We start from the raw sequence: 23343 nt of genomic DNA, 5'->3' as shown, positions 1-23343 counted from the left end.
GGGCGATGCTGTCACAAATGCTCAGATAGGCGCAATGCCAGCAGTGCCGGCCTCTGGAGGCAGACCGATCACCTGCCGCAAAACGTTGAGCCTGAATCGCCCCTGCTTCTGTAGACGCCTTCAAGCTTTAAGGAAGGGCTGCGAACCCTGCGTAACTACCTACTTTTGGCCGAAAGCGGTCATTAACGCAAGGTAGCAGCCTCAATCCGGCCACCGGTCCCGATGGATCTCCTCCGAAAAGGGCATTCTGCGGATTACCATCCAAAGTTCGACATGGAGTAGCAGGTAGCCCATTGAAGCGATCATGAGATTGATCCGATCCAGGTAGCTGGTGTTCCCAAGCTCAAACAGACAGAATCCAGCCTATGTTCAGGCAAAGGAGATTGCTATGTCATTGTTGAGCGAGATCATCGCGTGGGCGGGTGGGATGAGACCCTGGCAACAAGAAGCGCTTCGTCGCATCTTTGCGCGGCCCGAGCTCTCTCAGCTCGATCTCGACGCTATCTTGCAGATGATCCGCGAGCAGGAAGGCGATGGCACGGTCGCTAGTGTCGGCAGACCGTTCAGCATTGATGACGTCCCGGGCGCCGGCAGTGGCGCTACCGTCAGACTGGTTGGAGTATCTGGGCTGGATCAGGTCAACGGCTTCCCCTCAGGCCGCTCCTTTGACCTGGTGCCGGAGGGCATGACCATCCTTTTCGGCCACAATGGTGCCGGTAAATCCGGCTATGCTCGCGTCCTCAAGAATGCCTGCAAGGCCCGGCATCGTGTGGAGGTTCTGCCCAACGCCTTTGCGGCAGTGGCACCGCCCAGATCGCCTTCTGCAGACTTCGCCATCCTGGTGGATGGCTCGCCGGAAACGGCACGCTGGGTCCAGAGCGGGCCGGCCCATCCGCATTTGAGCGCCGTATCGGTATACGACGTGGCCTGTGCCAACGACTATATCGACGCGGAGGGTACTCCCGCGTTCCAACCGTACGGCTTGCCCCATCTCACGCGCCTGGTCCTACTGCAGCGCGACCTGCAAGCCCGCGTCGCGGCCGAGCGCAGCGCGTTGGTCCTCGATACACGGCCGTTCGAGCAGTTGAAAGGTGACACCGAGGTCGGCCGTTACATCGCCAGCCTGAGCAGCGGCTCGGACCTCACGATGCTTACTCGGTTGGGGACTGTCAGTGACGAGGAACTCAGGCGACTGGAGTTTCTGAAGCGGACACTGCTGGAAACCGATCCGGGCCCGCAGGCATTGGTCTTGGAGCGCCTGGCTACCCGCCTGGATCAAGCACAGCAGCGTGCGGAGGTTGTCCAGCGCTGGGTGAGCGACCGCGCCATTGCGCGGGCAAAAGAACTGATCGAGATCGAGAAGGGCGCGCACGTTGCCATGCAACTCGCGCAAGCGCGGCTCCACGGCACCATCTCCGAAGACGGCAACGAGGCGCCGGCATCCGCTCCGCTCACCGCCCCGTTGCTAGAAGGAACGGGCAATGCACTGTGGCAAATGATGTATCGGGCCGCTGAAGCTTTCTCGCGACAGGCTGCGTATCCTGCACAGCCGTTCCCACATCTGGAGTCGGACGCGCACTGTGTACTGTGCCAGCAACCCTACGCAGCGAACGCGGCCAAGCGTATGCGTCGCTTTGCAGCCTTTGTGGCCGACAGCGCCACTGCGGACGCCCAGGCAGCCAACGCTGCACGTCGAGAGGCGCTCGGGAAGGTGAAATCGGTCGATCGCAGCATTCTGGACGCGCCCACGCTGGCTGAGGTGGCTGAGCGTCTGCCTGACTTGCACGCGGCCATAACGGCAACGGTGTCCACCTGGGCTGCCCGGCACACCTGGGTCACGCAAGCCTTGGAAGCTGGAAACTTGGCCCCTGGGTTAGCGCCGCTTCCGCCGGAGGCGAACCTGGATGGTGCGTTCGCCGCCAAAGCTGCCTTACTGCGCGCCGACGCCAAGACCCTGCGTGCCTCCGCTGATCCCACCGTACGGTTGGCGCTAGCCCGGGAACTGGCGGAGATGGAGGCTCGACAACGCCTGTCCGGCCAACTCGCTGCGGTTGAGCGTTTTATCCAGGACAGCCAGGTGCATGACAAACTGAGCCGCTGTCATGGCGCGCTCAACCCTCAGGCAGTATCACGCAAACTGACGGCCCTGGCCGCGACGCATGTGACCGAGGCATTGGCGACCACAATGAATGCCGAGTTGAAGGCCCTGGGCTACAAGCGCCGGGTACAACCGGATCTGACCGGGCGTACCGATCTCGGCGTGACCAAGGTGACGCTGCGCCTGAAGGACATCAGCGCAAAAGCCTCCAAGGTGCTCTCGGAAGGAGAACAGCGCGCCTTGGGTTTGGCCATGTTCCTTGCTGAGCTTGACTCGCTGCCACACACATCAACGGTGGTGTTCGACGATCCTTCCACCTCCTTGGATCATGTTTTTCGCCGGGCCATCGCCCGACGTTTGGTGACCTTGTCCGAAACGCGCCAGGTATTGGTGCTCACCCATGACGCCGTGTTTTTGACTGAACTGGCCATGGCGCTTCAGCGTGCAGGGCGCTCAGCCAATTACAAGACCATCGGCTGGGATGAGTCACCAGGGTTGGTGAGTGAGGGGCTGACCTGGACGACGATGGACACCAATGCCCGACTGAACGATCTGCGCGAGCGGGTGAAAGCCCTGAACGCTATCGACGGCAGTTATCCGGGGGATGAACTCGAACGGCAAATTGCGGCGGGCTACTCCAGCCTCCGTGGCACCGTCGAACGGGCCATTCGCGAGATATTCCTGAACAACACGGTTCAGCCATTCAGCGACGTGGTCAGCGTCGAAGCCTTTGGCGCCGTGGTCGGCCATCCCGCAGAGGAGTGGGAACAACTGCAGGACGTTTATGCGCGGGCATGTGAAGCCACGGAAGCCCATGACACCCCTGGTGAGCGCCAATTGGCTCTGCCCACTCGGGATGAGCTGCTCAGCGACATCGCCCTGGTCCTGGAGCTGGTCCAACGGGCTGCCAAGCGGCGAACCGCCTACGAAAACCAACGCCGGGAGCGGACTGCGCAACGCAAGAAAGTCTTCGGCGGCTAGTGTGTCACGATGAGGCCGGGTCCAACTCGGGGCTCGGCTTCATCCAAGGCAAGGCTGAGCTACTGCTCGTTGACTGCCGATAGATTTACCGAGAGGGCAGCTGTCGCCCGAGCACTGCAGGAAGGCCGCTTTAGTGAACTACAACCCAGCGAGGCTGGATAACCTCAATAATTATTCGGACTCTTTGAGGTGTAATAATTATTTCAGCCAAATGTTGAATTAAACTGGGTCGATCATATTTGCTTTGGTGGTCGAGTTCATAGGAGTCGAGATACAGGCGGGCAGGGCGTATAGTTCGAAAGCGCGGCGTACAACCAGAACCAATAAATTTGTTACTTAAGTGCAGGGGGAACTCCTCGATGTTCGAAAACTTTTATGCTCAAGAGTGGGTCCAGGTATCCACGGCCTTTGTATTTATAATAGCAATATTAATCACTCCTCTTATGTATTGGCGTATCAGCCGAAAGCTAAAAGGAGATATGAAGAAAAAGTTTGTCGAGGCGGCGCTCGATATATATGGGGTAGTGCTTTTCCTGCTGATAGCACCTGCTGGCTACCTCATCCTTTATTTTTTCGGATCTCAGTCTAAATTTATGCTAAACGATCCGATGGCTTGGGTTTGTTTCGTAGGCGGCGCAGCTTCAGTTTACGATCTGATTCGTGCCAGTATGGCATTAAAGTCCGCTAGTGAGTCAGCTCGCTGCAATGAAAGAACTGGGCATATTTTTATGTATGAAAGGCTAACCAAGCTTGCGATCTGCCTCTCTCTGATCCCGCTGCTGTACGGTATAGTGATGATTGGCGTTACGAACCTTATGGATCCAGCCTCCATTAATAACATGCTGTGGTTCTTAACCTTCATGATAACGGGCTTGGCAGTTATCTATGCCGTTGCGTCCAAAACACTCCTCCTCGTCTCGCAAGACTATGCATCGAACCCCGAGCTAGGTTGCTAAACAGTGTGAGAACTAAAAAGGGATTTTCCATTTGTCCTACGCGCGTCGACAAGCTTGCGAGATGGTTTGCAGCGAGGATCTCACTGGCTTGCGCCATCTGGTGTTTGCAAGTTTAGTTTTTTTCTTACAGGATCTAGTAAAAAATCTGGGAGGACGGTTAGGCGGCCGATAGGCCATATAGGCGAAATCGTTTGCAGTGTCGATTATCGACCCTATCCACCACTGGCTGTCTGGATCAAAAACGCATCACGCCAACAACCTGCTGCCCCCGCACAGTCGTAAGATGTGCAGGGGCTAATTGAACAAAGCAAAGCGAGACACTTGACTAGCGCGATTTTCTTTGTGCTTCAATGCAGGTTGCTTTAAGCGTTTCGCAGAAAGTTGACAGATATCCGCTAAATTTCTCAGCACGAGCGTCTTGGGCTTTGAATGGATTGGATGTCATTAGTCTCACGGTGGCCTTTATTTGCTCCTCTGCCTGAGCAGTTCCATATTCGATACAGCTGCTTTCAAAGAAAACAGTTCTCTGGTGAAGGACTTTAGACAGACCCTTATCAAAAGTTTGTCCAAGCAGCACTTGACTGACCTTGCTCTGATATTGGCTGTTTATATCGCAAAGCTGAAGCATATCAATGTCACCCAACCCTCTTAAGACACCTTTTTTAGTAAAATCATTCATTGCTGCAAGTGATTCTGAGAGCTCTCCACTCATGATCGGCCGAGCTTCAATATTTTGTTGAGATTGTTGCGCAATTAGTCGTTCCACTCGACTGGAAATGACGAATTTAACATACCATGGGCTAAAGTATTGAAGTGGCAGGTTGTCAGGTATTTTAGAGGATGCGATGCTTAGCGGGATTTTCACGCCAAATGGGGCCCGCAAATCGGTCTTCCAATCGAAAGATTCAACTTCTTTGAAATAATCACTTAAGTACTTGTCATCTGCGGCTATTGCTTTGAGGTGTTGCATTAGCTCCGAAGGGTTTCTAAAACCGATCATCTTTATTTTTAGCCCTGTTTCTGAAAAATATTCAGATAGCTCAGCGCATGCCTTTTCTATTTGAGTTTTGGTGACTTGGTCAGGGCGTCCCAAGTGTTCGTAAACCGCCGCCGGCGATAGCGCCAAGTAAGTCTCGCGATCGCCCCACCCAGTCACAAAGCGGCAGAATGCAGTATATGCTAACGCTTGTAACTCACGATGCGGCTGAGTATTCCTATGCTTGTATGATTGTATAATACTGTTATCCAGCACTAAATGGATTGCACCTTCAAACTGATAGCCCGTACCGTAGGTTTCTCCTAAATCCAATACAAGATTGAAAAATTTAAGCGCCTGCTGTTCTGAAAACGCTGCGATTCTGTCCTTGAATTCGATAGCAAAACTCTCGTTTTTTTGAGTAGCGTCGCGCAAGATATACCTCAATTATAATGAGCCAAACTTCATAGCCTGGTATGTAAATTACGATTAAATTTTTCGGTCTAGTGCTGATGGCGCAAGAATTGATAGAATCACCGTAGCCGAATGTGACAACAAATGGAGCATTGCATCAAGGACCTCTGAGGCGCTATGTGCTGCAAGAACGTCCATTGACGTGCGCTTAGACGCCTAGGTTTCCGAAACCTTTACCTCACCTGACGTTGCATGTGCTTCGGCTCCGACCATATCCTAACCCGACGTTCGGCATCAGGCGTGGAGCGCGGCCATGGAAGACAGAGAGCACTGGTTTACGTTGTTGGCGGAGAAGGACTGGGAGGCAATTGGCAAGCTTCTTTACCAGAAAAAAAAGGCCAAGGTGCAGGATCCCTATCTGGCTCAAATGACCGGCTTCTTTGAGACCGAGTTCTTCTCCTTCGCTGAGCCACTACCGCCTGCTGAGCGCTCAAGGCAATTCGAGTCCACCAATCTGCTCATTGAACTTAACCAGCACGGCTTCAGCCAGGGCTTTGTGGATCGCTTCGTTGATGAGCGACTGAAGCTGATGCAAGAGACCAATCACTCCGCACTGCTCAACTATGCCCAAACCCATCAGCATCGCCCGCTAGCCAAGGACATCATCCAGTCTTTCCTAGAGGGCAAGCCAGAAGTGTTTTCAGCGAGCCTTCGGGGAAACATGACTGTCCGGGCGACAGAGGTGACGGCCGGAGGGCCAAAGACCATTCGCTTGTTCAAGTCCAAGCAGGAAGAAAACTTTTACGAGGCGGTGCGGCGGGTCTTCCCCACTCACCATCCTTACCCCAATGTAGCCTTGAGCTGCGTTCTCGATTACCAGGCCATCAAGGATCAACTGTCGGAACAAGCCAAGTCCTACTTCTTTCGAGGTATTGTCGACAGCGTTCTGTTCGACGTGGGTAGCGGCTACGTGCCGGTGTACTTCATCGAGCTGGACAGCAGCTTCCATGATGATCCTCAGGCGCAGGTCAATGACCAGCTTAAGGACGCCATCTTCCGTGCGGCAAATACCAAGCTCATACGCATCCGGCCCCTGAACGCCAAGGCTTCTTCCGTGGAAGAATTCGAGCGACTGGTTCGAGAGCTGATGCGCCAACTTTGATCACCCAGCAGAGCTTCCGTCAGGCAGTGGGGCAGGGGCTCCGATGTCAGGTCTCAGGATCGAGCGAATGAGGTGCAGACGATCGTTCACCTGGTACAGCCGAGCGATGAAGTTGTCCAGAAAGTCGTCGCTGACTTCAAAGTACTTCGCGGGGTTGTTGATGGCTACCGCCTTGCCCTTGCCCTTTTGGGGGTGAGTTTGGTTCTGGCGTCGGTGTAGGATTTGAATACCCGTTGGGCTAGTGATCGGGTAAGCACGCAAGCTTTTAGAGCGTCGCCTAAATTTGCTGCATCGCGTAGAGTCTGCCGCGTGTTCCGCCCGCCGACCATTCTGGTAAGCGGCTTGGGGTGGCTAAGGTAGGTCAAGACGGTGGCAGCTCGGGATTCCGGGTATCGCCAAGTCAACGATGGAATGTGAGGGGCGTGAATGCAAATCAGTCGAAAGCTCAACTTATACGAAATCGAGGATCTTTATCAGTCGTTAGGTACGGATCCCAGCCTCCGGCTTCCTATCAGCATGAGCCACGGCGGTGGATTGGGCGTCGATGCAGCATTGGCTCAGTTCATCGTGACCTGGGCACGTGCTTACGAAAAAACCGTCCTTCACCTGTACTCACCTGCTGGTGATGAAGCAATCACCCAAATTACACAGTTGGCGCAGAGCGCTGCTGGATTCTTTGCTTTGATCATGTGCAGTGAAGTGCACGCTCAAGATCATCAATTAATTGATCGGCGAGAAGCGCTGGTGGCAATCAGGCCTCTTGTCGATGCGATGTTCGTAGGTGACCTGCGTAACACGTCCAACCTCCGAGGCGCTCGCCCCACTGCCATTAATTTGTTCTGCGTGAACAACGCAAAACGTGAGTTCATCAAGCCGTTCTACTTTGATCACGCCGTGCCGAAAGTCCAACCGAGAACTTGGTTCTCGACGCTCGTGGAAACGTCGTCGAAACTGATGAATGCTCGCGGTGATCAAGGGGTGTTACTCAGGTCGGGCCTTCCAGCACTGGGCAGTGTGCTCTGGGAACTGATTTCCAATGCTGACCAACATGCTGTCACGGACGTTAACGGCAACAAGTATAAGAAGGCGCTACGCGGTACATCGATCAAGCTCAACAAGATGAGTCGTCAGGATGCGCTGGAGTATTCTGACGTAGAGCCGGAGCTCGCGCGTTTCATTTTGAAACGGTTTCTGAAGGCTGAGGTACTGGAGTTCCTGGAAATCTCGGTCATTGACAGCGGTCCTGGGCTGGCTCGGCGATGGCTGACGGCTAAGGAGGAACGCCCAGTCGATACCCTGGAGGAACTGAGCCTGGAAGCTGAGCTTCAAGCCACGCTCGATTGTTTCAAAAAGCACGTTACATCCAAGGCGCAGTCTCCGAATTCCGGAATGGGGTTGCATAACGCTGTTCAGGCACTCAACAAGCTCAAGGCGTTCGTACGTGTTCGGACAGGGCGGCTTTCGCTGCATCAGGCTTTTCAGTGAATTATGGCTAATGTTGCGGTAGCTGTTTCGATCATATTTGTCGTTTAAGCGTCATTATCAGGTATCTACCCAGGAAATAGCGGATGACCTTAATTGAGATGATCAGTATGGAAGATTGCGTTGGTGGACAGTCCGGTGCTTGAACTGCGCAGCGACCAAGCCGTGCACCGACAGAGAGAGGTTGACTCAGACCATTTTGGTTAACGCCAATTATAACTAAACTAAATGAATATTTAGTTTAGTTATAATTTTAGATTACATAAGCCGGGTAGGGTGCGCTCGGAGGTTCACCGATAACGTTACCTCCAAGAATAGCCCCCAGGCCTCGCACAGGTCTTGTGACCTATACTGCTCACCAGAGGGGTTAGTTGTCTCTGAGCCCACCAAAGTCATTCACTGCTCACACTAGCTAACAGCGCACTCCGGTACAACTGGCCGAAGCCTTGCAAGTGGATCTGTGCAAGCGAGGGCTTGCGCTTGGTCGTCTCGCATAGAAGCTCTTCCCAAGATCACGCAATGCCAACCCCTCGAAAACCGGCCGCAAAACCTGTGTTTTGGTTAAACCCAAGCTCCACGCAATCCATCATCAACCAAGCGGAAGAATCTCCACAGACGAGCAATCTGGTCGTCTGCGCGGAGCAATCAAAGCCACCATTCGTCCAAGCGTGATTGCTGCGCCAGGCAATTTTATGGCCCGAGGGATAAACCCCGGGCTACCGCAGACGGACTTGTCAAAAGACGCGCCGCAACTTGGCTGCAGACAAGATCGGGCATGGTGCAGCCGAGCCATTCGCGCTCGGCTAGATGAAGATTAGCTTCCTGATTGTCCGGTAAATTGCTTCCGAGGGGTTAAGCGCAACAGCTGAAGCTGCTCTTTATGGTAGAGCGTGTTGCAGTTGGGCCTAGGTAATTTCCTGTGTAACGCAACACTCATGAACATGCTCGTCATTCGCATAATGTATATTATGTTAAATGATATGCCATGTTAAATTTGTTCATGAGTATCTGTCTGTTTCCACTAACCTACGCAGACGATTCCACAAACCCCCGTACTCTTTGCAAATCAGCATCCATGTCACCCAAAGCTCAAGCATTTTGTCATCTCCGGTTTCTCAAACCTGCGAAGCCCTATCAGTATTCACCGCCCGCCCAATTCATTCCTAACCCTAAACATCTTCACCAAAACAGTGACCATCACTAACTAGGAATTTAGAGGGGCGTGAAACCTTCCGAGAAATTTCAAACCAAGAACCCGCGGCGTCACTTGCAACGCCGCAGCAACTGGTCTGCCCGAATAAAAGCGGTTATCGCCCAACACTTTCACCCGGCCAGAAACACTAATATTTGAACCGCCCCACCAACCCCTTGAGCTGACCAGAAATCTCTATCAATCGGCCCGACCCCGTCTGCGAGGACAGGGCAAAGCCTTCGACCAGTTGAGCATCGGCATGGATCTGCGCGATGTGTCGATTGATCTCTTCGGCCACCTGGTGCTGCTCCTCGGCAGCTGTGGCGATCTGGGTGTTCTGGTCGCGGATCGAGTCCACCGAGCCACGGATCTTGTCGAAGCTGTCACGTGCCTGCTGAATGCGTTCCACACTGGCGTGGGACACCTGCAGGCTGCCTTGCATCTGCTGCGTGACTTCCTGGGTGCGGCGGGCAAGATTGCCCAACAAGCTGTCGATCTCGCCGGTGGAGTCGGCTGTGCGACGGGCCAGGGCGCGGACTTCGTCGGCGACCACGGCGAAGCCACGGCCTTGATCACCGGCACGCGCCGCTTCAATCGCCGCGTTGAGCGCCAGCAGGTTGGTCTGCTCGGCAATCGAGCGGATGGTGTCGAGAATGGTGTTGATGTTCTGGCTGTCCTGCTCCAGCAACTGCATGGTCTGAGTCGATTTTTGCAGGTCTTCGCTGAGCTTGAGCACGCTGCCGGTGGCTTCGCCGATGTGCTGCTGGCCGTCATTTACGTCGCGGTAGCCTTCATCGGCACTCGACGCGGCGGCACTGCACGAACGCGCAACTTCGTTGGCGGTAGCGACCATTTCGTTGAACGCGGTACTCACCAGTTCCACGGCTTCACGCTGGCGACCTGCGGCCTGGTTCATGTTGTTGGCCACTTCGCGGGTATCGACGGCGGCGGTCTGCAGGTCCGATGAGGCGTTGCCGATGCGCTGCACCAGTTGTGCAATCATGCCCAGGAACTGGTTGAACCAGCCCGCCAGACTGGCGGTTTCGTCCTTGCCCTGCACCTTGAGTTGGCGCGTCAGGTCGCCCTCCCCCTCGGCCATTTCTTGCAGGCCGTCGGCCACGCCGCGAATCGGGCGCACGATGACACTTGCAAAGCTTGCGCCTACGACCGCGAACACCAACGCCAATGCCGCTGCTATGGCCGCAATCAACCAGGTCAGGCGGGTGGCTTCGGCCATCACTTCATCACGCTTGATCAGGCCGATAAAGCGCCAGCCCAGACCGTTGGAGCTGACCACGTTGGCCATGTAGGGCACACCATCAATCTCGATCTGGGTCACTCCGTCGCCTCGATTGGCGAGTTCGGCGTAGTTGGGGCCCAGGTCGGCCAGGGGTTTGAAGTTGTGCTTGGCGTCGCTGGGGTCGACCAGTACGTTGCCGTTGGCTTCCACCAGCATCAGGTAGCCGCTGTCACCCAGCTTGATGTTGCGCACCAGTTCGGTGAGCTGTTTGAGCGACACGTCCAGGCCAACCACGCCGAGGATATTTCCCGCAGCGTCGGCGACAGTGTGCACCGTGCCGATCAACGTCACATCGTCCGGCGCCCAATAGTAGGCACCGGTGCGCACGGTGGTGCCTGGCGCGGCGATGGCCGCTTTGTACCAGGGACGTACCCGCGGGTCGTAGTTGCTCAGCTTGGTGTCGTCCGGCCAACTGGCGTAGCCGCCGTCTTTCAGGCCCAGGGACAGGTAAGCGGTACTCGGATGGCTTTTGGCGAACTGCTCGAATATCGCCAGCAGCTCTTTGTTGGTCTGGGTGAGGGGAATTTGCGCTGCTTCGGCGCCAGCGTAGCTCTTGAGGTCTTTGGCGGCGACAACGCGCGGGTCCTTCGCTACGTAGTCGACGTTTTGGCTGATACCGTCGAAAAACTGCTTCATGCCATTGTCGATCTGGCGGATCTCGCGACCGCTGCTGTCGAGGAAATTGACCAGGGCCCCCTCTCGCAGATTCAGCACCACCAAAACGGCGACCAGGATGACCGGGACGCACGCGATAGCCGCGAACGCCCAGGTCAGCTTCTGCTTGATATTCATGACTTCACCTGCGGGTATTTATAGTTTTGGCAAGGAAAACGCAATACTGAACGTCGCATGTGTTGTTATGAGGAAATAGCGCCCATGCGTACCCTGATTTATCGACCGCGATGGTGCGCACTTTAGAACGATGCGGGGTGCCTTTGCGTGGAAGCCAGGTAACAGCCATGGACGACCGGCAACACCGCTACCAGTTGTAACTGACCGCCCCGACCACACTGCGCTCATCGCCATAGCGGCACGAGTTTGCGCAATACACATAGCGCTCATTGGCCAGGTTCTGGGCGCGAGCACTCACCTGCCATTGGTCATTCACCCGGTAGGTGACGCGTGCATCGAACAAGGTATAGGCCGGGATCTTGCGGTCGCTCACGCTCGGCACGGTGTGGGTAGTGCCGTTGTATCGGGCACCGGCGCCAACAGTGACGTCGGGCAATCCCAACAAGCCCAACCCGTAGTCCAGCCATAAGGCGGCACTGTGATACGGCGTGCCTTCGATCCGCGATCCTTCGAGCGTCTTGTCGTTGTCGGACAGGATGTGCGCATCGGTGTAGGCGTAGGTGGCGTTCATCGCCAGGTTGGTCGTCAGTTGTGCCTTGGCCTCAAGTTCGACGCCGGTGCTGCGTTCCTTGCCGGTCTGCTCGTCGAAGTCGGAGCCGGCGATCGAGGTCAACACATTGCGCTGGGTCAGCTGGTACACCGCGGCGCTGATCAGCAGCTCGCGATCGGCTGGCTGGTAGCGCACACCGACCTCGTACTGTTCGCCTTCGGTAGGCTCGAAGGTGTCGCCATTGCTGTCGGTGCCGGCAGACGGCAGGAACGACTGGCTGTAGCTGACATACGGCGCCCAGTCGTTCTCGGTGAGGTACACCAGCCCCACCCGGCCGGTGGTCTTGCGGTCAGTGACGGTGCTGCGCGAGCCGTCGCGGTAGTTGCGGGTGTTGTTTTCGGCCCAGTCCTGGCGCATTCCCAGCACCACCACCCAGCGCTCGTCGAACGTGGCCTGCTCTTGCAGGTAGATCCCCATCTGCGTGCTGTGCAGGTCCGACCCGCTGTCGACGGCGGTATTCACCTTCGGCAGGTTGCCATGGACCGGATTGGCCAGGTCCAGGGTCGGCGCGCTGCCACTGTGCCGATGGCTGTCGTAGGTCTTGCGGTAGTAGTCGATGCCGCCGAGCAGGGTGTGGCGCCAGTTGCCATGCGCGAGGTCGAGGGTCAGGTTGCTGTCGCTGGTCCAGCCGGTGGAAACGTCCTCGCGGGCATTGTAGCTGCGGGTCAGGTTGTTCAGGTTCGCCCCGGTGACGCGGCTGCTGTTGAGGGTGATGTAGTCGTAGTCGCTGCGCGATTCGAAGTAACGGACAGCATGGCGCACTTGCAACTGATCGCTCAGGCGGATTTCCAGCAGGTAACCGAAGGTCTCCAGGGTGCCGTCGTAGTCGTCGAAGTCCGGTTCGCCGGGGAACAGGTCATACGGCACCTTGTAGCCTGGCGTCTTGCTGAAGGTGGTCAGGTCGTAGCGGATCGGTGGGGTCAGTGTGGTCTGGGTGCGCTGGTGGCTGGCCAACAGCGTCAGGCGGGTGTCATCGTCCATTTGCCAGGTCAGGGCCGGCGCGATGTACTGCTTGTCGTCATCGATCTCTTCGTATTGCGTGCCACTGTCGCGAACCAGGGCAGTCAGGCGGTAGCTGAAGCGCCCCTGGTCATCCAGCACGCCACTATGGTCGGTGGAAATCTGCCGGCGCTGATGATTTCCGTATTCCAGGTTGAGCTCGTGCAGCGGGGCCAGGGTCGGCCGCTTGCTAGTGGTGTTGATCAAGCCACCCGGTGCCAGTTGTCCATAAAGCACCGAGGACGCGCCCTTGAGCACCTCGACACGCTCCAGGCCATAGGGCTCCTGCCCTCCTTCGAACTGAGTGCTCTGCATCTTCATGCCATCGCGCAGCACGCTCCCAGTACGTGGGCCGATGTCGAAACCGCGCAAGCGGTAGTCATCGGCCACCCGGCTGTAGCCGTTGGGCTGCGTGACCACGCCGGCGGTATAACCAAGCACGTCGGCCAGGCTGTCGTGCTGGCGCGAAACCATCTCCTCGCGGGTGATGACCGACACTGACTGGGGTGTCTCCAACAGCGGCGTGTCGGTCTTGCTCATCGTTGCGCTGCGCCGGGCGACCTTGCTGTACGCCGGCCCCCAGGCATCCTGCTCGAACGCCAGCCCGGACACGTCGATGTCGGAGAGGTGCAACACATCGTCCGCACGCGGCCCGATACTCAGGGCTCCGCCGGGTGTGACGGCCAGTTGCAGCGAGGTGCCTTGCAGCGCCTGATTCAACGCCTGCTCGGTGCTGAACCGGCCACGCAGCGCTGGCGCCGTCAGGCCACGGGTCAGCGACGCGTCATAGGAAATGCCGCGCCCGCTTTGCCGGGCGATGGCGGTCAGGGTTGCATCCAGCGCGCCGGCCGGCAGGTCGAAACCATGCACTTGCTGCTGAGCGTCGGGTTCGATCGCCGCAACGACAGGCGCGTGTAGTGCGCTCAAGGTCAGGGCAAGGGCCAGTGGTGTCAGGCTGAAACGGTATGTCCGGTACATGGGCAGCGGTCCCGATAGGTAGTCGATGCCACCTATGTGACGCGAGGGGCTCCGTTATTAAGGGGACGATGAAAAAATTCAGCGCCGGCTCACCTGGGTCCACCAGGCGAAACGCTGGTCGACCCGAACCGGCAGGGTTTCTTGCAGCGTATGCAGGACCTGCGTGCTGTCATCCAGCGCAAATACTCCCGAGACCCGCAACGCGGCGGCGTCGGGGCTGATACGCAGCACGCCGCGTCGATAGGGCCGCAGGGCATCGATCACCGCGCCCAGAGGCTGATCGTGAACTTCCAGATAACCGTCTTCCCAACGGCCCTCGCCGGCACGGTTGGGATCGAGCGCATGGATCCCGCTGCCGGACAGCACTGCGCCCTCACCGCTGCCCAACTCCAGGCGGGCACCGTTGGGTGCTTGCGCTTGCACCCGTGACTCCTGCACCCAGAGGTTGGCAGCCCGCTCCTGCAGGGTGACGGTAAAGCGCGTGCCCAGGGCGCGCACCTCGCCAAAGGCAGTGACAACGATCAGCGGCCGTTGCGGGTCAGCGGCTACCTGAATGCTCAGCGCCCCTTCACGCAGGATGAGCGTGCGCGACCGGCCGGCGAAGGCAAGGTCCACACGGCTCTGGGCGTTGAGCACCACACGGCTGCCGTCCTCCAGGGTGAATGCCCGGCGCTCGGCGAAGCCGGTGTGCAGGTCGCCCCCCGCAAAGGGCAGCAGACCCAGGCGCTGCAACCACCAGCCACCGGCACCAATGCCGGCGACCGCCAGCGCTCCGCGCAACAACCGCCGACGGCTAGCGGCCTCGGTGCTGAGCACCTGACGGGCCATCGGTGGCATATCGGCGAAGACCTGGCCAAGGCGTTGCTCAAGGCGCTGCCAGGCCTGCGGGTGATCAGGGCTGAGGCTCAACCAGTGCTGAAAACGCTGGCGATCGGCGTCGCTCATGCTTCCTGAGCGGTGAAGCGCCAGCCATTCGATCGCTTCGGCCACCGCTGTTGGCAGTCGTGTCTGCGGCATGCTCACTCCAGCGCCAGGTAGCACAGGGCCAAGGCCTTGGCCACGTACTGATGCACGCGGGGCGCGGAAATACCCAGGCGTGAGCCGATTTCGGCGTAAGTGAGGTTTTCCAGCTGGCTGTAAAGAAAGGCACTGCGTCCCAGCGGCGACAAGCCATCGAGCATGCGGTCGAGGTTGCTCAAGGTTTCCAGCGCCTGCACTTGCTCTTCCGCCGACGGTTCGTAACCCGGAACTTGCTGAGCCAGCGCTTCCAGGTAGGCACGCTCCAGATCGCGTCGCCGCCAGGTGGCGAACACCAGGCGCTTGGCGATGGTGGTGAGCAGGGCTCGCGGTTCATGTATGCCTTGCGGGTCGGGCAACTTCACCACCTGGGCGAAAGTCTCAGAAGCCATGTCGGCAGCGTCATGACTGCAGCCCAGGCGTGCGCGCAAGCGCTGCAACAGCCAGTCATGGTGATCGCCGAACATCTGCTGCAGAACGCGGTTACGTAAGGCGAGACGCTGATTATCGAGAGGGACGGAGGACATGGAATATTTTGCTAATGGGAATTATTAGCAAATGATGCCTTTAGATTGGTGTTACCGCAACTGAACGGCTAAAGCCTTCCGCACAGGAAACTCCAAACGAAAGCTCGTCCCTGATTGACCGCTATCCACAGTTACCCTGCCGCCATGCAACTGCATGATCGAACGCACGATTGCCAACCCCAAACCGCCAGAATCATCCGGCTGATTGCGTGAAGGATCACACCTATAAAAGCGCTCAAACAGTCGAGGCAGATGCTCTGCTGAAATCGGCTGGCCGAGGTTGTGCACCGTAACTACAACCCTGCCCTCCCACACCACGCTGCTGATAGTCACTGCCTCAGCGGGAGCCCCATAACGCAGTGCGTTGGCGAGCAGGTTAGCCAATGCTCGACGTATCAACGCCGGATCAGCCCGTAACTGACCATGGGCGTGATTAACCAGCGTGACATCACGCTCTTGCGCCACGCCTTCGAAGTACTCACACAGTTGCTCAGCCAGATCGTGCAGGTCGATAAGTTCTTCATTTACCGATGCCTGCGACTGCTCGGTACGCGCGAGAAACAGCATGCTGTCGATCATCCGCGCCAGGCGCTCATATTCTTCCTGATTGGAAACCAGCAGGTTCTGGTAGTCCTCGATGGAGCGGCAGTGCCTCAAGGTTTGTTGGGTATGTCCCATCAGGTTGCTGAGTGGAGTTCGCATCTCATGGGCGAGGTCTTCGGAGAATCGCGAGAGCTGGGCAAACCCTTCTTCAAGGCGTGCAAGCATTTGATTGAGTGAACGACTGAGCGCTTGTAGTTCACTCAATTCGTTGAACTCATCCAACCGCAGATGCAGATGCTGTACATCAATGCCGGCCGCATGCTGCGCCAGCACGCGTACGGGTTGTAAGCCTCGTCGACTGACCCACCCGCCGAGCACAAACGCCAAAAGGGCGCCGACTGACATGGCGAGCCAGAGTTTGAGTCGGTAAGCCGCCAGCATCTGCTCACGCTCACCTAATAACTTGCCCGCAATCAGGGTCAAGCCGCGTTGTCCCTGCATGACATTCTTCCATGCAAGCCGCACGCCCTGCGCAGCATGGCCGTCACCGAGCCGGGCCTGGGCTGCGGCAGGTAACCTGGGCAAGCTCATGTTTATCGGGTTTATCTGGATCAACACCTGGCCAGTGTCATCGACAATCCACAGCAGGTTGTCGCGATTGCCCAGCATATTTTCGTAGAGCTTGGGCCGATCTCTTAGTTGCTCGACACTGACACTGTCGTTGATCAACGCCTGCATGCGCTCCAGCCGTCCGAGCAGGGCCTGGTCGTCGCGCCACGCGATTTCTCGCTGTAACGATTGATAAAGATAAAAGCCAATGGCGCCCAGCAGCAGCGCACTGACCAACGCGAACATCACCGCCAGGCGCAAGCTCAGGGAGCGCGGAAAGAGTTTCAGGATTGCACCTCAAGCATGTAGCCGATGCCACGCACGGTGTGGATCAACTTGAGCGGGTAAGGATCGTCAACCTTGGCCCGCAGTCGACGGATGGCGACATCGACCACATTGGTATCGCTATCAAAGTTCATCTGCCAGATCTGCGAAGCAATCAACGAGCGCGACAGCACCTCCCCCTCACGACTGACGAGCAGGTGCAACAGAGCAAACTCCTTGTTGGTCAAGGTCAGGCGCTCCCCGCTGCGCGTAACTTTGCGCCGCAACAGATCAAGGCTCAGGTCTGCAACCAGGAATTGCTCGACCTCGCGGGGCGGTCCTCGGCGTAGCAGGGTGCGGACGCGTGCCAACAACTCGGCATAGGAAAATGGTTTGACCAGGTAATCATCGGCCCCTGACTCAAGCCCTTTGACCCGATCCTCCACAGAGTCTCTGGCGGTCAGGAAAAGCACCGGGGTTTGCCACTTGCGCCGAATGATCTGAAGCAATTGCCAACCGTCCAGACCCGGCAGCATGACGTCCAGAATGATCAAGTCGAACTCGCTTTCCTGCGCCAGATACTGGCCCTCCACGCCATCCAGGGCGACCTCGACCATATAGCCCGATTCAGTCAGGGCTTTATGGAGGTAATCAGCTGTTTTCGCTTCATCTTCAACAATCAGGATACGCATCTTTTTCTCCGGGACCGGACCATAGGCTAACGCGCCCGCACGTGTTGGCACATTACATCTTGGTAATCATTGGGCAATCATTCTGACGGAGCGCACGGGTCATCCTCTCTGGCTCTGAATCAGCCAGAAATAACAAAGGAAAAAACATGCGTATACGCCTATCGAGCTCATTGCTGATATCACTCGCAATGAGCTCTGCGCTCGCCGTTGCAGCCCCGAATCAAGTTGTGCAGCGCAGCGACGTATCACTGGCAATGGCCAATGACTTGCTTGATGCCGCACTGGCAGCGTGTCATGCCGACGGCCGCACAGGTGTTGCTGCAATTGTCGACCGCGGCGGAAATCTGGTAGCCCTGCAGCGCGACGATAACGTTGGCCCGCACAACACATTAGCCGCCCAACGCAAAGCCTATACCGCCCTGTCGACCAAGACGCCAACACGGCTATTGGCAGAGCGTGCACGCAGTACACCCGATGCTGAAAACCTCAACACCCTGGATGAACTATTGCTGCTGGGCGGCGGCGTACCGTTGTTGTTTGAGGGGCAAGTCATTGGCGCTATCGGAGTGGCCGGTGCTGGTGGAGCAGCATTCGATGAGGGTTGCGCATTAACCGCTATCAACAAAATTTTACCTGCCGTTAAAAACTAAGGACTTCATCATGACTTTATTGAAAGCGTTCTTCGCGGGCCTTGTATTGAGTGTCGTATCGACACTGGCATTAGCGGCAGGAAACCCGCTCAGCGTGCATGTACTCAACTTGCAGGATGGTTTGCCGTCTCCGAGGGTAAATGTCACGTTGGAAAAACAGGACGGCAAGAACTGGAACATGCTCAACAGCGCAGCGACCAACGAGCAAGGTCGTATTCCCGGGCTCTATCCCGAGGGTCAGGCCCTGGAGAAAGGCACCTACCGTGTCACCTTCAAAACCGGTGAATGGTTCAAGGCTCACAACGTCTCAAGTTTCTTTCCAGAGGTACCGGTCATTTTCGAGGTAGACGGTACCCTTGCGCACTATCACATCCCATTACTGCTCAGCCCGTACGGTTTCTCTACCTACCGAGGGAATTGAGCGTCCACCCCGCAGAGAGGCTCGCTAGCCCGCGCCTCTCTTGCCCCCCGCAGCCTTCAAGCACTGCTGAAACGAAGCAATAACCTGGCTACTGCGCCGCTCCGCCAGGTAATACAGAAACGTCTCCGTATACACCGGATCGCCGATGATCCTGATCGCTTTCAACTGCGGGTCGGCGATGTACTCCGCCTCCGACACGGCCCCAATCCCGATCCCGCGAACAACCGCCTCGCGCAACGCCTCACGGCTGCCAATCTCCATGGCGATCCGCGGGGTTACTTCCGCTGCATCCAATCCTCGCTCCAATGCAAGCCGCGTCGTGGAGCCCTGTTCGCGCCGTAATAGCGGCTGTCCCTGCAGGGCCTGCAAAGGCACTTCGTCATGCCGCGCCAGGGGGTGATCGACATGGGCGAACAGGATCACCGAATGCCGCGCATAGCGCTCGACGACAAAGGCTGGATCATCCTGCAACCCCGCCAGCACACCGATATCGGTCACGTAGTTTTCCAGGTCTGCCAGCACCGACGCCGAGTTGCCGACCCGAATCGATACATCGATCTGCGGATACTCCTGCCGGTAACGGTCGACCATTTCGATCACATGAAACGGCCCCACCGCGCCGATCTTCAACTGACCCCGGTTGAGCTTGCCGGAATCACGCAGAAGGTTGAATGCCTCGGATTCGAGCATCGACATCTGCTGGGCGATGGGCAGCAAGGCACGGCCCACCGCCGTCACTTCGATACGCCGTCCTCGGCGATGAAAGAGTTCGACGTTAAATTCCCTCTCCAGGCCCTGGATCTGATTAGTGGCGGTCGGCTGGCTCAGGCCGAGGGCTCTGGCGCCGGCGCTGAAGCTGGCATGGCGGGCGACGGCAAGGAAGGTGCGCAGGCGGGCGGTGGACATCCATAGATCCTTTGAATGGTTTGGCGTTAAAACCCATATTGAATTGATGGGGTGACTGTCACATGACAGCCCTACTTTGGCGTTACCGACAACAACCACTCCGGTACTGCCATGATCACCCTCACCCGCCTGTTCCGCTCTGCCCGCCTCGCCCTGCTGCCGCTGCTGCTGGCGCCCGCCGTGCAAGCCCAGCAAACCCTCACCATCGGCCTGATTCCGTCCGAGGACTCGCAGGCCATGATCAAGAGCAGCCAGTTGGTCATCGACCAGCTTCAGGAGCGCCTGGGCATTCCGGTCAAGCCGTTCGTGGCCACCGACTACAACGGCGTGATCGAAGCACTGCGCGCCGGCAAGCTCGATGTCGCCTACCTCGGGCCCTTCTCTTATGTCCTGGCTAACAAGGTGGCCGGCGCCGAGGCGTTCGCCGTGGCGGTGACCAAGAAGACCGGTACCAGCGCCTACCACAGCCTGATCGTCGCCCGGCAGGACAGCGGCATTCGCAGCCTCGACGACCTCAAGGGCCGCACCTTCGCCTTCGTCGATCCAAGCTCGGCCTCCGGCCACCTGTTCCCCAAGGCGGGCCTGGAACAATCCGGCCACGACCCGAAAGCGCTGTTCTCCCGGGTGATTTTCTCCGGCTCCCATGACGCCAGCATCCTCGCCGTGGAAAACCGCAAGGTGGATGCCGCTGCCGTCGCCGACCGCATCCTCGCCGGCGCAGTGAACAGCGGTCAGGTGAAAAAGGAAGACTTCCAGGTGGTCTGGACTTCCCAGGACATCCCCGAGTCGCCGATGGTCTGGCGCAAGAACCTCGACCCCGAGCTGCAAGGCAAGCTGCGCACCGCCTTTGCCGCCATCAAGGATGTGCCATGGGGCGACCAGGGCATGCTCAACGGCTTCCAGCCCACCTCCGACGCCGCCTATGACGTGGTGCGCGACACCGCCAAGGTGCTCGACCTCGACCTGAAGGGCCTGAAATGATTCGCGTCGAACACCTGACCAAGGACTACGCAGACAACCCGGTACTGCGGGGCATCGACCTGGAGGTTCGGGCCGGCGAGTTCGTGGTGATCCTCGGTCAGTCCGGCGCCGGCAAGTCGACCTTGCTGCGCTGCATGAACCGTCTGGCCAAGGCCGACAGCGGCCAGTTGGAAGTGGCCGGGGTGAACGCCATGCGTGCCCGCGACCAGCGCGAGCTGCGTCGGCGGGTAGCGATGATCTTTCAGCATCACAACGTGGTGCCGCGCCTCTCGGTGCTGAAGAACGTGCTCACCGGCCGCCTCGGCTACACCGGCACCCTCACCTCGCTGCTGCAACTGTTTCGCCGCGAGGATGTAGAGCTGGCCCGGGACTGCCTGCGCCGGGTGGAACTGGAGCACAAGGCCGGCGCCCGCACCGACTCGCTGTCCGGCGGGCAGATGCAGCGGGTCGGTATTGCCCGGGCGCTGGCCCAACGGCCCAAGGTGATACTCGCCGATGAGCCGGTGGCCAGCCTCGATCCGAAAACCGCCCACCTGGTGATGCATTACCTGCGTGATGCGACCCGCAGCCTCGGCATCACTGTGGTGTGCAACCTGCATCAGGTGGACCTGGCCCGTGAGTTCGGCGACCGCATCGTCGGCCTGGCCAGCGGCCGGATGGTGTTCGACGGACGCCCCGACGAACTGGACGATGCCGCCCTCCAGCGCATCTACCACAACCCCGCGGCCAGCGAGCCGCATGCGCCGCTGGCCACCGCCCGCACCGCGTTTTCCAGCGGCACAGGAGCCTGAGCATGAACCCGCAAAGTCACCAATGGCTGGTCAATACCCCCACCAGCACCCGTGGCTGGTTGAGCAGCGGCGCCCTGTTGCTGGCGGCGCTCTGCGTGCTGCACTGGAGCGCCGAGGGCGCGCAACTGAGCTGGAGCGAACTGGCCAACGGTCTGCCGCAGATCGGTGATTTCATCGGTCGTTCGGTTCCGCCGGACATGAGCATCCTGCCCAGCCTCTGGCGTCCGGCGATGGAAACCCTGCAGATCGCCTTGTGGGGCACCCTGCTGGGCATCATCGGCGCCGTGCCGCTGGGCTTTCTTGCCGCGCGCAACCTGCACAGCAACCGCTGGCTGTACCAAGGCACCCGGCAACTGCTCAACGTGATCCGCAGCATCAACGAACTGATCCTGGCGTTGGTGTTCGTCTCGGCGGTCGGCCTGGGGCCCTTCCCCGGCGTGCTGGCCCTGGCGCTGCATGGCGTGGGTATGCTCGGCAAATTCTTCGCAGAGAGCATCGAGGAAATCGACCAAGGCCCGATCGAAGCCTTGCAGGCCACCGGAGCGCGGCCGTTGCAGGTGATCGCCTTCGGCGTGTTGCCGCAAGTGATCACCGCCTGGATCGCCGTCGTGCTTTACCGCTTCGAGGTCAACCTGCGTGCGGCCACGGTGCTGGGCATGGTCGGCGCCGGTGGTCTGGGCTTCGAACTGGTGAGCAGCCTGAAGCTGTTCAAGTACCAGGAAACCGCCACCTGCATCCTCGTCATCACGCTGATGGTGGTGCTCGCCGACCTGGTGTCCACCCGCCTGCGCAAAGCCATTCAGGGCAACGGCCGCCACTGATTCCACCCTGTTCATCATTCCCTGCCACGTGCGTCCCCTCGGGCGCGCGACGGGCAGACTCATGCCTGGAGCCACTGCAATGCCCGCCTGTTACTACAACCCTGTCACCACCGTCTTCGGCGCTGGCAGCCTCGAGCGGATCGCCGATCTGTGCCAGGGCAAGGTCGCCCTGGTGACCTTCCCTGAAGCTGCGCAACTGGGGCTGGTGGAGCGGGTCCGCGATCTGCTCGGCGAGCGCCTGGCCTGCGTGATCGACAACGTACAACCCAATCCCGACGTGGCCTGGCTGCGCGACGTGCATGAAGGCTTCTGGGCCGAACACGCCGACTGCGACACGGTGCTGGCCCTGGGTGGCGGCAGCGCCATCGATACCGCCAAGGCGCTGATCGTCGGCACCGCTTCCGGCCGTTTCGACGAACTGCTGGACCTGCTGGCCAGCGGCAAACCGTTTGTCCCGGCCCGGCACATGACCCTGGTCGCCGCCCCGACCACGGCCGGCACCGGCAGTGAAGTCACGCCTTGGGCGACGCTATGGGACACCGGTCAGCAGAAGAAATACTCCCTGCACCTGGACTGCACCTGGCCCAAGGCCGCGATCATCGACCCCGACTTGATGCTCACCGTGCCTGCCGGCGTGACGGTCTCCACCGGCCTGGATGCGTTGTCCCACGCGCTGGAATCGATCTGGAACGTCAACGCCAACCCGCTCTCGGACAGCTTCGCGGTGTCGGCCATCGAAGACATCCTCGACTGCCTGCCGCGCCTGCACCACGACCTCGGCAACCGCGAACTGCGCGCCCGCATGGCCCTGGCCGCACTCAAGGCCGGGATGGCCTTCTCCAACACCAAGACCGCCCTGGCCCACTCCATTTCCTATGAAATGACCCTGCGCCACGGCCTGCCCCACGGCATCGCCTGCTCCTTCACCCTGCCGCGCGTGCTGGGCCTGGCCTGGGGCCGCGACGCCGGGCGCGACCGGACCCTGCAAAAAGTCTTCGGCTGCGACCTGCCCGACGCCCAGCGCCGCTTGCGCGATTTCCTCCAGCGCCTCGGCGTCAAGACCGAATTCGAAGACTACGGCTTATCTGCCACCGAAGCCGACGCGATCATCGACTTCGCCATGCAGGGTGCCCGCGGCCGCAATTTCATTGGTTCACCCAGCGCCTGACACGCCATTCCCC

Annotated in this window: 17 protein-coding genes and 2 pseudogenes; 10 read left to right on the top strand and 9 right to left on the bottom strand. The window is 58.7% G+C overall.

All coding sequences use genetic code 11. The features are described from left to right. The first annotated feature begins 388 nt into the window (after positions 1 to 388). Together NTD88_RS07145 and NTD88_RS07140 are read left to right on the top strand one after the other, a co-directional pair. Complete coding sequence (locus tag NTD88_RS07145; protein ID WP_262156258.1) at positions 389 to 3079, top strand: AAA family ATPase; 2691 nt, start codon at positions 389 to 391, stop codon at positions 3077 to 3079. Positions 3080 to 3438: 359 nt separating this feature from the next. Then, a complete protein-coding gene (locus NTD88_RS07140) occupies positions 3439 to 4035 on the top strand; it encodes a hypothetical protein (RefSeq protein WP_262156257.1) in 597 nt (198 codons plus the stop codon). 325 nt (positions 4036 to 4360) lie between these two features. Here the strand turns inward: NTD88_RS07140 and NTD88_RS07135 are convergent, their stop codons facing one another. Continuing rightward, positions 4361 to 5446, bottom strand: coding sequence for a hypothetical protein (locus tag NTD88_RS07135; RefSeq protein ID WP_262156256.1), 1086 nt, complete (start codon positions 5444 to 5446; stop codon positions 4361 to 4363). Positions 5447 to 5738: 292 nt separating this feature from the next. Between NTD88_RS07135 and NTD88_RS07130 the strand changes: the two genes are divergently transcribed. Further along, the gene (locus NTD88_RS07130) at positions 5739 to 6587 is read left to right on the top strand and encodes a DUF2726 domain-containing protein (protein ID WP_262156255.1); all 849 of its coding nucleotides are present in this window, start codon (positions 5739 to 5741) and stop codon (positions 6585 to 6587) included. A 426-nt stretch (positions 6588 to 7013) separates the two neighbouring features. Continuing rightward, the gene (locus NTD88_RS07125; protein WP_262156254.1) at positions 7014 to 8072 is read left to right on the top strand and encodes an ATP-binding protein; all 1059 of its coding nucleotides are present in this window, start codon (positions 7014 to 7016) and stop codon (positions 8070 to 8072) included. A 1337-nt stretch (positions 8073 to 9409) separates the two neighbouring features. Here the strand turns inward: NTD88_RS07125 and NTD88_RS29140 are convergent. The 7 genes and pseudogenes from NTD88_RS29140 to NTD88_RS07095 form a co-directional block, all read right to left on the bottom strand. After that, positions 9410 to 9925, bottom strand: a pseudogene (locus NTD88_RS29140) (methyl-accepting chemotaxis protein); the annotation flags it as partial. 345 nt (positions 9926 to 10270) lie between these two features. Next, positions 10271 to 11197: pseudogene (locus NTD88_RS29135) on the bottom strand (cache domain-containing protein); the annotation flags it as partial. Between the two features lie 343 nt (positions 11198 to 11540). After that, positions 11541 to 13940, bottom strand: coding sequence for a TonB-dependent siderophore receptor (locus tag NTD88_RS07115; RefSeq protein WP_262156252.1), 2400 nt, complete (start codon positions 13938 to 13940; stop codon positions 11541 to 11543). A gap of 78 nt (positions 13941 to 14018) precedes the next feature. Beyond that, entirely contained in the window at positions 14019 to 14957 is a 939-nt protein-coding gene (locus NTD88_RS07110) for a FecR domain-containing protein (RefSeq protein ID WP_095153385.1), read from the bottom strand. A 2-nt stretch (positions 14958 to 14959) separates the two neighbouring features. After that, on the bottom strand, positions 14960 to 15484 hold the full coding sequence (locus NTD88_RS07105; RefSeq protein ID WP_095153386.1) for a sigma-70 family RNA polymerase sigma factor: 525 nt from the start codon (positions 15482 to 15484) through the stop codon (positions 14960 to 14962). Between the two features lie 51 nt (positions 15485 to 15535). Beyond that, positions 15536 to 16924, bottom strand: coding sequence for a heavy metal sensor histidine kinase (locus tag NTD88_RS07100; protein ID WP_262156289.1), 1389 nt, complete (start codon positions 16922 to 16924; stop codon positions 15536 to 15538). After that, positions 16921 to 17592 carry a heavy metal response regulator transcription factor gene (locus NTD88_RS07095; RefSeq protein ID WP_095153391.1) on the bottom strand — a complete coding sequence of 224 codons (672 nt, stop codon included), beginning with the start codon at positions 17590 to 17592 and terminating at the stop codon, positions 16921 to 16923. The genes NTD88_RS07100 and NTD88_RS07095 overlap by 4 nt, the downstream gene beginning before the upstream one ends. Positions 17593 to 17738: 146 nt before the next feature. On the opposite strand from NTD88_RS07095, the gene NTD88_RS07090 reads away from it, so the two are divergent. Continuing rightward, positions 17739 to 18242 (top strand): GlcG/HbpS family heme-binding protein, encoded by a 504-nt coding sequence (locus tag NTD88_RS07090; protein ID WP_095153392.1) that lies wholly within the window; start codon positions 17739 to 17741, stop codon positions 18240 to 18242. 10 nt (positions 18243 to 18252) lie between these two features. Then, positions 18253 to 18663, top strand: coding sequence for a hydroxyisourate hydrolase (uraH, locus tag NTD88_RS07085; protein ID WP_095153393.1), 411 nt, complete (start codon positions 18253 to 18255; stop codon positions 18661 to 18663). Between the two features lie 24 nt (positions 18664 to 18687). Here the strand turns inward: uraH and NTD88_RS07080 are convergent, their stop codons facing one another. Further along, positions 18688 to 19569: a LysR substrate-binding domain-containing protein gene (locus tag NTD88_RS07080; RefSeq protein WP_262156251.1), complete on the bottom strand. Its 882-nt coding sequence runs from the start codon at positions 19567 to 19569 to the stop codon at positions 18688 to 18690. Positions 19570 to 19680: 111 nt separating this feature from the next. On the opposite strand from NTD88_RS07080, the gene phnD reads away from it, so the two are divergent. From phnD to psrA, 4 genes are all read left to right on the top strand, one after another. Further along, positions 19681 to 20550, top strand: coding sequence for a phosphonate ABC transporter substrate-binding protein (phnD, locus tag NTD88_RS07075; RefSeq protein ID WP_095153395.1), 870 nt, complete (start codon positions 19681 to 19683; stop codon positions 20548 to 20550). Next, the gene (phnC, locus tag NTD88_RS07070) at positions 20547 to 21341 is read left to right on the top strand and encodes a phosphonate ABC transporter ATP-binding protein (protein WP_095153396.1); all 795 of its coding nucleotides are present in this window, start codon (positions 20547 to 20549) and stop codon (positions 21339 to 21341) included. Before phnD ends, phnC begins: the two co-directional genes overlap by 4 nt. A 2-nt stretch (positions 21342 to 21343) precedes the next feature. After that, entirely contained in the window at positions 21344 to 22162 is an 819-nt protein-coding gene (gene phnE, locus NTD88_RS07065) for a phosphonate ABC transporter, permease protein PhnE (RefSeq protein WP_095153397.1), read from the top strand. A 79-nt stretch (positions 22163 to 22241) separates the two neighbouring features. Beyond that, a complete protein-coding gene (gene psrA / locus NTD88_RS07060; RefSeq protein ID WP_095153398.1) occupies positions 22242 to 23330 on the top strand; it encodes an iron-containing alcohol dehydrogenase PsrA in 1089 nt (362 codons plus the stop codon). Positions 23331 to 23343 lie beyond the last annotated feature (13 nt).

It is taken from the genome of Pseudomonas sp. 20P_3.2_Bac5, from assembly GCF_025466035.1.
Lineage (GTDB): Bacteria > Pseudomonadota > Gammaproteobacteria > Pseudomonadales > Pseudomonadaceae > Aquipseudomonas.
Note: the sequence above shows the minus strand (reverse complement) of the source record. Positions and strands in the feature narration are given on the sequence as shown.